Origin of the sequence: Pseudomonas sp. NFACC42-2 (assembly GCF_900116055.1) — a bacterium.
Lineage (GTDB): Bacteria > Pseudomonadota > Gammaproteobacteria > Pseudomonadales > Pseudomonadaceae > Aquipseudomonas > Aquipseudomonas marginalis.
Window position 1 is genome coordinate 20,869 of record NZ_FOZO01000027.1, and the last position, 13,875, is coordinate 34,743.

General features: G+C 63.7%; 17 protein-coding genes. 10 read left to right on the forward strand and 7 right to left on the reverse strand.

Annotation, left to right across the window (positions count from 1 at the left end; genetic code table 11):
* The first annotated feature begins 8 nt into the window (after positions 1-8).
* On the forward strand, positions 9-812 hold the full coding sequence (gene dapF / locus BM416_RS28020; protein ID WP_092490140.1) for a diaminopimelate epimerase: 804 nt from the start codon (positions 9-11) through the stop codon (positions 810-812).
* Here dapF and BM416_RS28025 read toward each other — a convergent pair.
* Both BM416_RS28025 and BM416_RS28030 read right to left on the reverse strand, forming a co-directional pair.
* Complete coding sequence (locus BM416_RS28025; RefSeq protein ID WP_092490141.1) at positions 800-1,942, reverse strand: PAS domain-containing sensor histidine kinase; 1,143 nt, start codon at positions 1,940-1,942, stop codon at positions 800-802. The genes dapF and BM416_RS28025 overlap by 13 nt on opposite strands.
* Positions 1,932-2,747 (reverse strand): alpha/beta fold hydrolase, encoded by an 816-nt coding sequence (locus BM416_RS28030; protein ID WP_065941858.1) that lies wholly within the window; start codon positions 2,745-2,747, stop codon positions 1,932-1,934. The genes BM416_RS28025 and BM416_RS28030 overlap by 11 nt, the downstream gene beginning before the upstream one ends.
* 128 nt (positions 2,748-2,875) lie before the next feature.
* Here BM416_RS28030 and BM416_RS28035 point away from each other — a divergent pair, with 128 nt between their 5' ends.
* Positions 2,876-4,081, forward strand: coding sequence for a TPM domain-containing protein (locus tag BM416_RS28035; protein ID WP_092490142.1), 1,206 nt, complete (start codon positions 2,876-2,878; stop codon positions 4,079-4,081).
* Positions 4,082-4,140: 59 nt separating this feature from the next.
* On the opposite strand, the gene BM416_RS28040 is transcribed toward BM416_RS28035, so the two are convergent.
* Entirely contained in the window at positions 4,141-4,566 is a 426-nt protein-coding gene (locus BM416_RS28040; RefSeq protein WP_092490143.1) for a GNAT family N-acetyltransferase, read from the reverse strand.
* A gap of 18 nt (positions 4,567-4,584) precedes the next feature.
* Positions 4,585-5,076, reverse strand: a complete 492-nt coding sequence (locus BM416_RS28045) for a GNAT family N-acetyltransferase (RefSeq protein WP_092490144.1) — start codon at positions 5,074-5,076, stop codon at positions 4,585-4,587.
* Positions 5,077-5,411: 335 nt separating this feature from the next.
* Between BM416_RS28045 and BM416_RS28050 the strand changes: the two genes are divergently transcribed.
* Positions 5,412-5,882, forward strand: a complete 471-nt coding sequence (locus BM416_RS28050; RefSeq protein ID WP_092490145.1) for a GNAT family N-acetyltransferase — start codon at positions 5,412-5,414, stop codon at positions 5,880-5,882.
* On the opposite strand, the gene BM416_RS28055 is transcribed toward BM416_RS28050, so the two are convergent.
* Positions 5,876-6,361 carry an HIT family protein gene (locus tag BM416_RS28055; RefSeq protein ID WP_092490146.1) on the reverse strand — a complete coding sequence of 162 codons (486 nt, stop codon included), beginning with the start codon at positions 6,359-6,361 and terminating at the stop codon, positions 5,876-5,878. The genes BM416_RS28050 and BM416_RS28055 overlap by 7 nt on opposite strands.
* Before the next feature lie 136 nt (positions 6,362-6,497).
* On the opposite strand from BM416_RS28055, the gene BM416_RS28060 reads away from it, so the two are divergent.
* The gene (locus BM416_RS28060; protein WP_092490147.1) at positions 6,498-6,827 is read left to right on the forward strand and encodes a DHCW motif cupin fold protein; all 330 of its coding nucleotides are present in this window, start codon (positions 6,498-6,500) and stop codon (positions 6,825-6,827) included.
* 112 nt (positions 6,828-6,939) lie between these two features.
* Here the strand turns inward: BM416_RS28060 and BM416_RS28065 are convergent, their stop codons facing one another.
* Together BM416_RS28065 and BM416_RS28070 are read right to left on the reverse strand one after the other, a co-directional pair.
* Positions 6,940-7,407: a copper chaperone PCu(A)C gene (locus BM416_RS28065; protein ID WP_092490148.1), complete on the reverse strand. Its 468-nt coding sequence runs from the start codon at positions 7,405-7,407 to the stop codon at positions 6,940-6,942.
* A complete protein-coding gene (locus BM416_RS28070; RefSeq protein ID WP_024074981.1) occupies positions 7,407-8,012 on the reverse strand; it encodes an SCO family protein in 606 nt (201 codons plus the stop codon). Before BM416_RS28070 ends, BM416_RS28065 begins: the two co-directional genes overlap by 1 nt.
* Before the next feature lie 181 nt (positions 8,013-8,193).
* Here BM416_RS28070 and BM416_RS28075 point away from each other — a divergent pair, with 181 nt between their 5' ends.
* The 6 genes from BM416_RS28075 to hemN all read left to right on the forward strand — a co-directional run bounded on the left by BM416_RS28075 (position 8,194) and on the right by hemN (position 13,776).
* Positions 8,194-8,577, forward strand: coding sequence for a DUF2946 domain-containing protein (locus BM416_RS28075; protein WP_092490149.1), 384 nt, complete (start codon positions 8,194-8,196; stop codon positions 8,575-8,577).
* Positions 8,578-8,639: 62 nt separating this feature from the next.
* Entirely contained in the window at positions 8,640-9,185 is a 546-nt protein-coding gene (locus tag BM416_RS28080; RefSeq protein ID WP_092490150.1) for a putative natural product biosynthesis protein, read from the forward strand.
* Between the two features lie 170 nt (positions 9,186-9,355).
* Entirely contained in the window at positions 9,356-10,672 is a 1,317-nt protein-coding gene (locus BM416_RS28085) for an OprD family outer membrane porin (protein WP_092490151.1), read from the forward strand.
* Between the two features lie 95 nt (positions 10,673-10,767).
* Complete coding sequence (locus BM416_RS28090; protein ID WP_092490152.1) at positions 10,768-11,211, forward strand: hypothetical protein; 444 nt, start codon at positions 10,768-10,770, stop codon at positions 11,209-11,211.
* A gap of 77 nt (positions 11,212-11,288) precedes the next feature.
* Positions 11,289-12,404 carry an oxygen-independent coproporphyrinogen III oxidase gene (locus BM416_RS28095; RefSeq protein WP_092490153.1) on the forward strand — a complete coding sequence of 372 codons (1,116 nt, stop codon included), beginning with the start codon at positions 11,289-11,291 and terminating at the stop codon, positions 12,402-12,404.
* Positions 12,391-13,776 carry an oxygen-independent coproporphyrinogen III oxidase gene (gene hemN, locus BM416_RS28100; RefSeq protein WP_092490154.1) on the forward strand — a complete coding sequence of 462 codons (1,386 nt, stop codon included), beginning with the start codon at positions 12,391-12,393 and terminating at the stop codon, positions 13,774-13,776. Before BM416_RS28095 ends, hemN begins: the two co-directional genes overlap by 14 nt.
* Positions 13,777-13,875 lie beyond the last annotated feature (99 nt).

The following is a 13,875-nucleotide window of genomic DNA, read 5'->3' on the forward strand; positions in this document are numbered from 1 at the left end:
GACAGCCCATGACCTTGCCGTTCACAAAAATGCACGCCCACGGCGACGATTTCATCATCATCGACCGCCGTGGCCTGGACGACCCTGTCACCCCCGAGGTCGCCCGCCGCCTGGGCAATCGCCACACCGGTATCGGCTTTAATCAATTGGCCGTGATGCTCGACTGCGAAGACGCCGCTGCGCGCATCAAGTTCTGGAACCCCAACGGCACGCCGCTGCAAACCTGTGGCAGCGCCACGCGCGGGGTGGCCGACCGCTTGATGCATGAAACCCGCAGCGATTCGGTTGTGCTGCGCACCGACCGGGGCCTGCTGACCTGCGTGCGGGTAGCGGATCGTCAAGTGTCGGTCGACATGGGCGCGCCGTCGCTGGATTGGTCGGCCATACCGCTGGCCGAGGCCATGGATACGGGTACGTTACCGCTGGCGGGCAACCCGGCGGCGTGCAGCATGGGCAACCCCCATTGCACGTTTTTTGTGGCCGACATCAACGCCATCGACCCTGCCGCCGTCGGCCCGGCGCTGGAAATTCACCCGCTGTTCCCGGCCAGGACCAATGTGCATTTCGTGCAGGTGCTCGACCGTGGGCATATCCGCCTGCGCATCTGGGAGCGTGGCGGCGGCGTGCCGCTGGGTTCCGGTTCGTGCTGCTGCGGCGCGGTGGTCAATGGCATCCGCCGTGGCTTGCTGGATGCCACGGTGCAGGTGCAGTGCGACGGCGGTACGGTCACGGTGCAATGGGACGGGCAGGGCGGTGTGGTGTTGACGGGCAGTGTGGAACCGATCATGCAGGGCAGCGCCTACCTGTTCTGAAACGTCACCGTGAAGGTGGTGCCGGCCGTGGCACAGGAACTCACCGCCACATCGCCGCCATGGACCTTGGCCAACTCCCGCACGATATACAGGCCCAGGCCCACACTGCGCACGTCGCTGCCCTGGTCGGTGCCACGGGTCATGGGCTCGAACAGCCCGGCCAGCAAACCTGCCGGAATCGCCGTGCCGTGGTTGTGCACCGCCACTTCGCAAGCGCCGGCACCCAGGCGCGAGGTGATGGTGATCGGCCGTCGCGGGTCACCATAGGCCACGCTGTTGGCCACCAGGTTGCCGATGATCTGCTGCACGCGATCGGCATCCAGGCAGGCGTCGCCGCTGCCTTGTGCTTGATGCTCCAGGGTTGCCTTGGGGAACGCCACGCGCAGTTCGTCCACCGCGCGATGGATCACCTCGTGCAGGTCCAGCGGCGCCGTCTTGATGGTGATGCCGTGGCCGACCCGCGCCTGGGTAAAGTCCAGCAGGTCGGCGATCATGCGTTGCGCGCGCTCGGAGGACTGGCCGATGTGCCCCAGCAGTTGGCGCTCCTTGGGCGTGCGTTCGCCACGGCTGAGAAAGTCCGAGGCCATGCGGATCGCCGTGAGCGGGTTTTTCAGGTCATGGCTGACAATCGCGACCATCTGCTCGGCAAACAGGGCGCGACGCTGGGCGATGGCGTAGGCCTCGTTCAGTTCGGCCTGGGCTTGTTGCAGCGCGATTTCGGTGGCGGTTTTTTCCTGCAACAGCGCTTCGGCCAGGTGGCGCGCGTTGAGCAGCTCGCGCTCGTACTTGTCGCGGTCGGTGGTGCCGAACAGCGCCAGGTCGTACACCACCGAGCCGGCCTGTTCGCGTTTGTTGCCGTTGAGCAGCACGGTCAGCTTGTGGCCGTCGCGGTGCAGCAGGTCCAGCTTCACCTCGGTGACGCTGCCGTGCATGCGCAGCATGGGCGCCAGGTGGGTCTGGTGGAAGATCCTCCCGCCCATGCTCAGCAGGTCCTGGAAGCGCCGGCCCTGCAGCTCGGCGATGCTGAACCCCAGCCAGTCGCTGAAGCGTGCGTTGGCCTGCAGGATCGTGCCCTCTTCCGTGGTGACAGCCAGGGCGCAGGCGGCGCTGTCGAACAGATCAGCCGGCACGTGCTGCCATCCACGGCGCCAGGAAGGCATCCATGGCCGCCGCGCAGGCCTGCGGTGCGCTCATGTGCGGGCAATGGCCGACGTTGTCCACCAGGCAATAGGTGCTGTTGGGTAGCACGCTGTGCAGGTATTCACCCACGGCCACCGGGGCGATCAGGTCGTCACTCGATTGCAGGATCAGCACCGGGGTGGGCAGGCCGATCACGTCCTGGCGGTTGTCCGACATAAAGGTCACGCGCGCGAACTGCCTGGCGATCTCCGGCTCGGTGCGGCAGAAACTTTCGGTCAACTCGTCGCTCAGCGCCGGTTGGCCGGGGGCTCCCATGATCACCGGGGCCATGGCGCTGGACCAGCCGAGGTAGTTGCTGTCGAGGGTGTCGAGCAGGTCGTCGATGTCGGCGCGCTTGAAACCGCCCACGTAGCCATCGTCATCGATATAGCGTGGCGACGGGCCGATCATCACATGGGCGGCGACACGCCCGGGGGCCAAGCGGTCGGCGAGGGTGCCGATCATGGCACTGACCGAGTGCCCCACCAGGATGACCGGGCCCTCGGCAAAGGCCTCGATGATCTCGTTCAAGTCGCGGGCATAGCCGTCCAGCGCGCTGTACTTGGCCTTGTCAAAGGCGTTGAGGTCGGACAGGCCGGCGCCCGTCAGGTCATACATCACCACGCGAAAACGCTCTTTGAACTGCGGCGCGAGGTAGTTCCACATGGCCTGGTTGCAGCCAAAACCATGGGAAAACACCAGGGTCGAGGGCCCGTCACCCATCACGTTGACGTTGTTGCGCTGGAGTAGGCCCATGGGGATCTCGAAGTTATGGCGTATTGCTAGGTGTGCTGCAGTTTAGATAGTCGATGGCTTTGGGTCACGCGTTATAGCGCCGATAGGGTAAAGTCGGCGCCTTCAGGAAGAAACTTCAGGTAACAAACATGATGCGGTGGTTGCGGCAATCCGTCTTGAGTCTGCTGGTATTGATGTCCGCCGGCCTGTTTATCACCGCCCAGGCCGAGACGTCGCCCATCGGCGTGGCCCTCGACCAGCGGGTGATCGACCTCACTAACACCCTCGACGCCGCCACCACCACCCGTCTGCAAGACCAGCTCGCCGCCCTTGAGCAGCGCAAAGGCGCGCAGGTGGCGGTGTTGCTGGTGCCCACCACCCGTGGCGCGAGCATCGAGGACTACGCCAACCAACTGTTCCGCGCCTGGAAACTGGGGCGCAAGGATGTCAACGACGGCATCCTGCTGGTGGTGGCCAAGGACGATCGCAAGGTGCGCATCGAGGTGGGCTATGGCCTGGAGGGCACGGTGACCGACCTGCTGGCCCACCGGATTATTGAAGAACACATCACCCCGGCCTTTCGCCAGGGCGACTATGCCGGCGGTGTCGAGCAGGGCGTGAACGACCTGGTTGTCCTGGTGGATGGCGGTGACTTGCCGCAAGTGGCCGGGCAGGGCGGCAGTCTTGAGGCGCTTGCGGTGTTGCTGGCGTTCGTGTGCGGTGCCGTCGGTGGCGTGCTGGTCGCGGCGCGCAAGCTGGGCTGGCGTGGGGCGTTGATCGCCACGGCAGCCGTTACCGTGGCGCTGGTGGCATTCGCCGGTGGCCGGGAATGGCCGATGTACCTGCTGGTACTGCCCCTGACCCTCCTGATCGGCGGCGCCACCTTCGGCGCCTTGTGGCTGGCGCGCACGGCGTTCTACTGCGTGATAGGGCTGTTGGCCTATGTCGTCGGGGTGGTGATCGCCAACCGGTTCGTGGAAGTCAGTTATATCCATTGGCTGGTGTGGCCGTTTGGCGCGGCGTTGGTGCTGGGCTTGTACCTCGGGTTGTTCTTCGTCATCAGGGCATCCTGGAAAAAGCGCCCGCGCTTTTTCCTCCTGCGTGCGCTGGCGGTCATGGCCATCTATGTCGCTGCGGGGACACTGCTGGGGCACGGGTATCAGGGCTGGATCGTGGCGATTCCAGTGGCCTCCTTCGTGGCGTTTATCGTGTTTGTGCAGAGCATCGCCAGTTCCGGCTCGGGATCCGGTTCGGGCGGTGGCTCCGGTTCGGGTTCCAGTGGCTCCAGCTCCAGCAGCAGTTCCTCGGGGGGCGGCGGGTCCAGTGGCGGTGGCGGGGCGTCGGGGAGTTGGTAATCGGAGGTTGTTCGGCGTGACGCCAGGCTGCAAACGGCTGCCTGGCAAAGCCCTGGACGTTACAGCCGCTTGGACAGAAACACGCGACTGCTGCCTGCCGGTTCACACGGGACCTCCCCGAACCGCACCCACCCATGCTTTTCATAAAAGCCCGGGGCCTGAAAACTGAGGGTATACAGCACCGCGTTCGCGCAGCCGCGACGCCGGGCTTCGTGCTCAAAGGCTTGCAGCAACCGGCTGCCGAGGCCTGTGCCGCGCAGGGCCTCGGGCAGGTGGAACAGGTCGAGAAAAGCCATGCCCAGGGTGGTTTTGCCGGTGATGCCGCCGACGATCTGCCGGGTATCGGGATCTTTGAGCAATACCGTCAGAGGCAGGCGATCGTTGTAGCCGGCGATACCTTCGTTGAACGCCGCCAGGCCGTTGCCGAGCATACGCTCGGCATCGGGGTTGGCCTGGTCGCTGATTTCCATAAGCGCAGCGGTCATTGCAAAACCCTCCGTTGGTTAAAGCGTCATCACCATCTCATGCCAGGCCATGCCGCCATGATCCGAGGGCGACGGCTGGACATAGGTGTAGCCCATGAGCGCGTACAACGGCACATGCCGTTCCTTGCACATCAGGTGAATCGTGCGCTTGCCCATCGCGCGCATGCGCTGCACGAACTCGCTCATCAGCACCTTGGAATACCCCTTGCCCTGATGCGCCGGGTCGACCACCACCGACATGATCACCACATTCGGCGCCTCGGCCGAATGCCCCACCAGTTCCTTGAACGCCTCGTCCGACATCACCACTTCGTGGGCACAGCCGCTGTTGATAAAACCTGCCACTTCGCCATCGGCTTCCAGGATCAAAAAACCTTGCGGGTATAGGGCAATGCGCGTGGCGATCTTTTCCAGGGTCGCGGCTTCGTCGCCCTCGTAGGCGGTGATTTCAATTTCAAAGCAACGGGCGGCGTCGTCGGGGAGGGCGTTGCGCAAGGTGAGGGCGGGCATGGGCGTTTCCTGGGGCGTTGAGCGAAAGGCCACATCATAACGGCCTCGCTGGGACTTTGCGCAGAACACAGATCGAAATTGTGGGAGGGGGCTTGCCCCCGATGGCGGCGTGTCAATCAGCCCATCTATAACTGATCCACCGCTATCGGGGGCAAGCCCCCTCCCACAGTTTTGTCTGCGCCAGGCTTGGTGGTGGGTGCTGTTTTCGATGTATGTTGGTCAGGGGCACGGCATTCAAGAGGCAGTGTGGAGCCCGCCAAAGCGGGAGCAAGCTCCCTCACCTCCGTTATTCATTCACCCGGGCGGGCAACGGAAATCCATGAAGGAAGGACCCCATGCTGGAAATAAAACGCGCCACCCCCACCGACGCCAACGCCGCTTTTGACATCCGTCGCGCAGCCATCCGCAGCCAATGCATCGGCGCCTACACCGCCGAACAAATGGCGCTCTGGACCCGTGGCAAGGCCGAGGACGGCTACAGCGCGCTGATGGAAAAACCGTTCTACCTGGGCTGGTTGAACGGTGAGCCGATCGCCACTGGCATGCTCGACCCGGCCAACGACGAAGTCGGCGCGCTGTTCGTGTTGCCCGCATTCACCGGACGCGGGTATGGCAAGGCGATGCTGGATCACCTTGAGCAGGTCGCGCGGGAACTGGCGATTGAAGAGGTGGTGCTGGACGCGACGTTGAATGCCGCGAGTTTTTATCGCGCGTGTGGCTACGTGGGGGATGAGCAGGCGATTTACCACTCGCCATCGGGGTTGCAGTTGGCGTGTATTCCGATGAAAAAACACCTGCATCAGTGACGCAAATGCACGCGCAAGTTGCCGATAACCTGCGCGACTGAAGGCCCGTGGATCACCGGTGGGATCAGGCTCTCACCAAACTCCCTCCACACAAACAGCGTCAGTTCCGCACCATCGGTGAGGGTTTTTGCCTGGTCCTGGGAACCCAAATCCTGCAACCGCCGATAACGCTCATCACGCCAGAACGCGTTTTCCACCCAGTCGTACACCGGGATGAAATGAAAGTGCAGCGGGAACCCCGGCAGATGCCCATAGCGGCTGATATACAACCACTTGGGCTTGAGTTGCGCCTCCATGACCCGCTGGGTTTTCGCCAGCAGTCCACCCAGTTCGGCCAGCGCTGCATCCGGCATGTCGGCGAGGGAATCAACAGGCGCCTTGGCACCCAGCATCAGGTAACCCGGCAGCTTCGAAGCCAGGTGATGGTTGAGCAGCCAATGCTCGGTCTCAAGCAGGAGGTAGGCGGGGTCGATCTGCATCAGTGCGCGTCCTTGGGAGCAAGGTCGGCAGGATAACAAGCACGCCTGTATCCCACAAAGCCACGGGATCTGTGTCTACCCCATGCAGCCTCAGCCCGATAGCTTCCCGTCACGACCACCCACGACCGAGCACACCATGGAACTCACCGCTGTCCCGTTTGGCATCACCGACTGGTCCACCGTCGAATCCGAGCTTCACCCCGGCATCAGCGGCAGTGCCTCATGGCGCACCTGCCACTTCGGCACCACCCGCGTGCGCAGGGTCGATTACAGCCCCGGCTACCTGGCCGATCACTGGTGCCGGCGCGGGCATGTGCTGCTGTGCCTGGAAGGCGAGTTGCACACCGAGCTGGAAGACGGCCGCCGGTTCACGCTGACGGCCGGGATGAGTTACCAGGTGGGCAATGACATGGAGGCGCATCGTTCCTCGACGAGTGTCGGGGCGAAGCTATTTATCGTGGATTGAAGGGTGACCTTTGTGGTGAGGGAGCAAGCTCCCTCGCCACAGGTACGGTGTTCGTCCTTAATTGACTGGCATTAGGGTTTGCCACAGGAACAGGCCCCCCAAATCCGCTGCATCAATGCATCTTGCTATGGTCCATGCCATCCAGCCCACGCGCCGTGGCCTGGACCTCAACGGTCTGCTTTTCGCCCTTGGCGTCCTGCACTGTCAGGGTCAGCGGCACCTGGTCGCCTTCCTTGATCTGCCCGGTCAGGCCCATCAGCATCACGTGGTAGCCGTCCGGGTCGAGCTTGACCGCCTTGCCCGCCGGCAGGGCCACCGAGTCCACGGGGCCCATGCGCATCACGTCGTCCTTCATGCTCATCTCATGGATCTGCACATCCTTGGCCACCGGCGAGGCCACGCTGAGCAGCTTGCTGTCGCTGTCGGCGGTCACGGTCATGAACGCGCCGCTGGACGGTTGGCCCGGCACCGAGGCGCGCACCCAGGCGTCGGTCACTTGCACCTGGGCGCTGGCGTGGGCGGCGAAACCCAGCAGGGCGAGGCTGAGGGTGAAGCGCTTGAGGTGTTGAACGGCAGTCATTAGCAGACCTCCATGACGGTGAGCAGGTCTTCTGCGCACTCTTTAGCGGTAAGGGATGCCTGCAACCCCAGGCGCAGGTTGCCACGGGTGTCGAAGACAAAACTGGTGGCCGTGTGGGACAGGGTGTAGGTGTCGCCGGCGGGGATCTTTTCATAGAAGATCCCGAACTCCTTGGCGGCCACGGCGATTTCTTCCGGGGTGCCGTACAGCGCTTCGAAGCTGGGGTCGAACGCCTTGACGTACTTGTCGAGGATCTCCGGCGTGTCGCGTTCCGGGTCCAGGGTGATAAAGATCACCTGCATGATCTCGCCGTCACGGCCCATCAGCTTCTTGGCCTGGGCGGCGCGGGCCAGCGTGGTCGGGCACACGGCCGGGCACTGGGTGAAACCGAAGAACACCACCGGCATCAGGCCACGGTAGGAACTGAGGGTGACAGTGTCGCCCTCGGTGTTCTTGAGCTTGAAGGTGCGGCCCATGATCTTGTCGCTCAAGTCCTTGCCGTACTTGAAATTCAATTTCGGGCTGTTGTCACAACCGGCCAGCAGGCCCAGGCCCAACAGGCCCATGCCGGTCAGGACCTTGCGGCGGGTGAATAACGTACTCATCAACGGTGCATCCTGTGAAACGCCCGCATTGCGCGAAATCAACTCGGCGGGCTTTGAATAGGAGTAAACGAGGAGGGCGCCAAGTCTACCAACCCTGGCCAGCCCGCGTAATCTGCGACGTTCTGCCACAGGGGCACGCTGGATTTCATCCTTTTGCACCGCTGGTGGTAGAGTCGCCGCCATGAAATCGAGCCGCCCCGACCGTTCCCTGATCGTCTGGACCCTGTACTTCTGCGTGCTGATGAACCTGTTCGTGTGCGGTTTGGGCCATGGTCAGATGACGGGCCAGCAGCTCAATGGGATCGGTGGCGCGTTCTGCGCAGTGGACGGCAAACAGCCGCCACTTTCCGACAAAGGGCTGGGCGCCCCGTCTTCCAGTAACATCTCGAACTACTTTGCCTGCCCGGTGTGCAACGCCGTGACCGTCGCGCTGGTGTTCCTGATCGGCCTGGCCTGGTTGCTGGGCCTGGGGCAGACCCCGCGCGCGGCCCATGAGCGGCGCAATAAGGCGCCGCCGCGTTATTCCTGGCCTTCGGCCAACCCCCGCGCATCCCCCGCATTCTGACGTGTGCCCTGGGCCTCCTGTGAACAGGGGGCGTTCTATCGTCACGACTGTGAGTGCGCTTTATGAACCATCACTTGCCTGCAGGCGCCAGCCGCCTGGTCAGCCAGGCGTCCCGTCGCCTGCGCGCGGAACCGGCACGCCCGGACTACCCAAGCAATGCCCGCTGCTTTGTGCACCTGGATGCACGCCTGTTGCCGTATTGGCACACCGTGTTCGACATCTGCCCGACGCTGCTCAAGCTCGACCCGCCCGAAGGCCTGAACCTGTTTCGCAGCTTCATGACCTGGGCCTATCGCAACCAGCCGGCCCAGGACTGGACCTGGCACCTGAACGTGTGCCGTTGGCTGCTGGCGTCGCCGTATCGCGGGCAGATTGATGAAGAGCCCATCGAAACCTTCATGGCAGCAGCAGCGGCGCGTTGGATCAGTACGGATGACAGCCAGGCCCAGGGGGTGGCCCTGGCCTGGCAAGGCTTGACGGTGTTCGATTGGAAGGGCGCGCGCATTGCCGCCGCCGAACAACAGGTACTCCCGGCCTCGGAATGGGACTTTGCCTGGTGTCCGCTCGCCTTCCCAGGAGTACTCCAGGGCTGGTTGCCGGTGCCTTGAACGAGCGGGATTGTTACGTAAACCGCAAAAGTGATTGACGGTTTTAGCGGCTGTTTCCCCAAGGCCCAAGGCTATACCGTGCGCGCACCCGTTGAATGCAGCACCACCCGACCGACAAACAACAGGGTTGGGCTGTAACGGGGTCGCCTCAATCACTTCACGGAGCCTTCATGAAACACACCACGTGCCTGGCGCTCGCCGTCTCCTTCGGCGCCGCGCAGCAGGCGGCTGCATCGGGTTTTATCGATGACAGCAAAGCCACTCTCGACCTGCGCAATTTCTATTACAACCAGGACACCCGCAACACCAGGGCGCCGTCGGACAAGGAGTGGGGCCAGGCCTTCATGTTCAACTACCAGTCCGGTTTCACCGAGGGCCTGGTGGGCTTCGGCCTGGACCTGCAGGCCATGTATGGCCTGCGCCTGGACGCCTCTGGGCGTGCCGGCAAGGCCGGTGAAGACAACACCCCCGGCAGCGTCTTCCCGTTGTCCGATGGCAAGGCCGCCCATGACTTCAGCAAGACCGGCGCCACCGGCAAGGTGCGCATCTCACAAACCCAGCTCAAGGTCGGCACCCTGATGCCGAAGATGCCGGTGCTGATGTCCGAAGACGGCCGCTTGTTGCCGCAGACGTTCCGTGGCTATCAGGTCGACTCCAAGGACCTCAAGGACTTCAACCTGATCGCCGGCAAAATGGAGCAGGTGCTCGACCGTAACTCCAGCAACGGCCAGGGCCTGTCGATCGCCGGGGCCAACGACCCGGCCAAGGGCAGGTTCAGCAACCAGTTCTACTACGGCGGGGTGGATTACGCCGTCAGCAGGCAACTGCAAGTGCAGTACTACTACGCGACCCTGGAGAATTTCTACCAACAACATTTTGTCGGCCTGGTGCACAACTGGCAGTTGCCGGTGGGGCAGCTCAAGACCGATCTGCGTTATTTCTACAGCACCGCCGACGGCAAGAACGGCAGCGCCGCCGGGCGCGATGAAGGCTATGTGAGTTCCGGGTATTACGCGCCGGGCGTCAACTCGGGCAAGGTCGACAACCGCCTGTGGAGCGCGATGTTGACCTATGGCGTGTACGGGCATTCCGTGGGCCTGGGGTATCAGAAAACCACCGGCGCAAGTGACTTTCCCCACATCAACCAGGGCCAGGGCCGTTCGCTGTACCTGATCACCAACGCCCAGTCGTTGAAGTTCGTCAACGCCGGCGAGCAGGCCACGGTGGGCAACTACACCTATGACTTTACCGGCCTGGGCGTTCCGGGCCTGAAGTCGAGCGTGACCTATATCCACGGCAGCAACATCCGCGCGGCGCGTCGCGACAACAGCGAGTGGGAGCGCGATTTGCGTGTCGACTACGTGATTCCCACGGGCACGTTCAAGGGCCTGGGCCTGACCTGGCGCAGCGCCGTGCTGCGCGGCAATGACACCGCCGACAAGGATGAGACGCGGCTGATCGTCAGCTACAGCCTGCCGTTGCTGTAAGCCGAGCAGGAGCAACGCTTGACCGGCATCAAGGCCGCCCCGTGCGCCAGCCCGCACACTGGGCTCCCCACGGCCGGTCCCTCTGCGAGGCTTGCATGCTCTACCTCCTGTTGCTATTGGCCCACCTGTTCGCTGCGCTGATCTTTATCGGCACGGTGTTCTTCGAAGTGCTGATCCTCGGGCACCTGCACCAGCACTTGCCGATTCGGGTGATGGTGCTGGTGGAGCAGGGCGTCGCCCGGCGTGCCCGGGTGTTGATGCCGTGGGTGTTGCTGGTGCTGTTCGGCGCCGGGCTCGGCATGGTCTGGCTGCGCTACCTGCCGGCGTTGTCGGCCCCGCTGGCGTCCTCGTTCGGCACGTTGCTGGGCCTCAAGTTGATCCTGGCCGCCAGTGTGCTGCTGCACTTCCTGGTGACCATGGCGCGGATACGCTGGGGCAAGGTCAGTGCGCGCTATAGCCATTTCATTCACCTGAGCCTGTTTGTGCACATGGTCGCCATTGTGCTGCTGGCCAAGGGCATGTTTTACCTCAGCTGGTAACGACCTTGATGCATATCAAGGTGCGCGCAGCGGTCGCACCGGACAATGGACCACCGCCGCCCGTTCCGGAGTCCGCCATGCGCACCCATCTTCATCCCACCCGCTTTCGTCAGGACCAGGGCGTGCTGGACCTGGCCCGCCAGACGGACACGCGCCGCTTCCATGCCGGCGTCGGCTCCCTCGACCTGCTGCGCGCCCTGCGCGACAGCCGCCAGCGCCAGCGGCCCCTGGCGCTGAACCTGCACTGGCCGGCAAGCGATGCCGGCGCTGAGTACCTGCAGAGCCTCACCCAGGAAATCCAGCTGATCGGCTGTCAGCTCGGCCCGCGCCAACCGGTCGAGCACTTTCACCTGCGCGGTACCACCCCGACGATCGAGCAGGTGTGTACGTTGCTGGAACACCTGCACAGCCGCTTCAACTTTCTCGACCACGACCGTGGCGACTACCGAATCGACCTCGACCCCTGGCACATCGACTGGGCAACCATGGGCCTGTTGCGCGACCAGGGTTTCAACCACGCCAGCATCGGCGTACCCGACGCCAACCGGGACGGGCCGCTGTCCCAGGCACGCTATCAGGACCCGGCGCCCATCGAGTCGCTGGTGGATGCGGCGCGGACCTTCGGGTTTCGCTCAGTGAACATCGACCTCGGCTACGGCCATGCCTGGCAGACGCCGGCCAGTTTCGAGCAGAAACTGGCCAGCCTGATTGCCCTGGAGCCTGACCGCCTGCAGCTGTTCGATTACGCCCAGCCACCGGTGCGCTACCAGGGCCGCCAATCCCAGGCGTTTTGCAGCAAGGCGGATAAACGCGCGATGCGCCGCCTCGGCTTTGAACACCTGGCCGCCGCCGGGTATCACTACATCGGCCTGGGCCAGTTCGCCCGCACCGACGATGACCTCAAGCAGGCCCAGGAGCGCGGTCGCCTCAGCCGTAATTGCGAAGGCTTCACCCTGCACGGCTACTGCGATCACATCGGCTTTGGCCTGGGGGCCATCAGCCAGATCGACACGCTGTGTGTCCAGAACACCCTGGATGCCCGTGAGTACTGTGCCCAACTGAGCAATGGCCAGCTCGCCACCTGTTGTGGCGGGTTTCACGAAACCGCCGACCCGGCGCGTCTGTACGTCACCGAGCCCCTGACCACCCCCGTCAGCGCCAACGACGAGGTGATCGACCATGACGGCATTTGAGTTCGACCGTGCCCTGGTGCACAAATACGACCGCCCGGGGCCGCGCTACACCTCCTACCCGACCGCGCCGCAGTTCAACAGCGCGTTTGCCCTGGACGACTATCACCAGGCCGTGCGCGCCAGTCACCAACTCGCCGCGCCCAAGGCGTTGTCGGTGTACATCCATATTCCGTTCTGCCAGAGCCTTTGCTACTACTGCGGCTGCCACAAGATCATCACCCGCAAGACCCATCGCGCCGTCGAGTATGTGGCGTACCTCAAGCGCGAGATCCAGATGCAGGGCGCGCTGTTCGAGCGCTCCCGACGCCTGACCCAATTGCACCTGGGCGGCGGCACCCCGACGTATCTGGACGATGCGCAACTGGCCGAACTGATGGCCTGCCTGGCGGACAACTTCAGCCTGGATGACAGCGACGCCCATGAGTTCTCCATTGAGGTCGACCCACGCACCATCAGCCTCGAGCGCATCAACACCCTGCGCCGCTTGGGCTTCAATCGCCTGAGCTTCGGCGTGCAGGACTTCGACCCCGACGTCCAGGCCGCCGTCAATCGCGTGCAAAGCGAAGCGCAGATTCTGCAACTGGTGGCGGCGGCCCGCGAGGCTCGCTTCAAGTCGGTGAGTGTCGACCTGATCTACGGCCTGCCCCTGCAAACCGTGGCCAGCTTCGACGTGACCCTGAGCAAGCTGATCGCCCTGCGCCCCGACCGCGTGGCCGCCTACAGCTACGCGCACCTGCCGAGCCAGATCCGCGCCCAGCGCATGATCCGCCCCGAAGACATGCCACCCCCGGCGCGCAAGCTGGAGCTGCTGGAACTGACCATCCGCCGCCTCACTGAGGCCGGGTATGTCTACATCGGCATGGACCATTTCGCCCTGCCCGACGATGAACTGGCCTTGGCCCGCGCCAACGGCAGCCTGCAACGCAACTTCCAGGGCTACTCCACCCATGCCGATTGCGACCTGATCGGCCTGGGCGTATCGGCCATCGGCAAGGTCGGTGACAGCTACAGCCAGAGCGTCAAGGAGCTGTCCCAGTACTACGCGCGCATCGATGCGGGCATGCTGCCGGTGCAACGCGGTTACCGGCTCAACCCCGATGACGTGCTGCGCCGTGAGGTGATCAATGGGTTGATGTGCGACGGCCGCGTCGATGTCGCCCAGGTGGAAGCGGCCCATGGCATTCGGTTCAATGAGTATTTTGCCCAAGCGTTGACGCAGTTGGACGAGCAAGTGGCGGACGGCTTATTGCTGGTTCGGGACGACGCGCTGCAACTGCTGCCCAAGGGCCAACTGATGGTACGCAGCGTGGCCATGGCCTTCGACGCCTACCTGGGCGGCGCCCACAAAGGCCAATTCTCCCGCACCGTCTGACACACCACGCACTCCGATAGCAGTGTGTCAGCCAACACCTCTACCAACTGTGCCGCCGCCATCGAAGCCTCGCTAAAGCTCGACATCTCCCACAGGGGA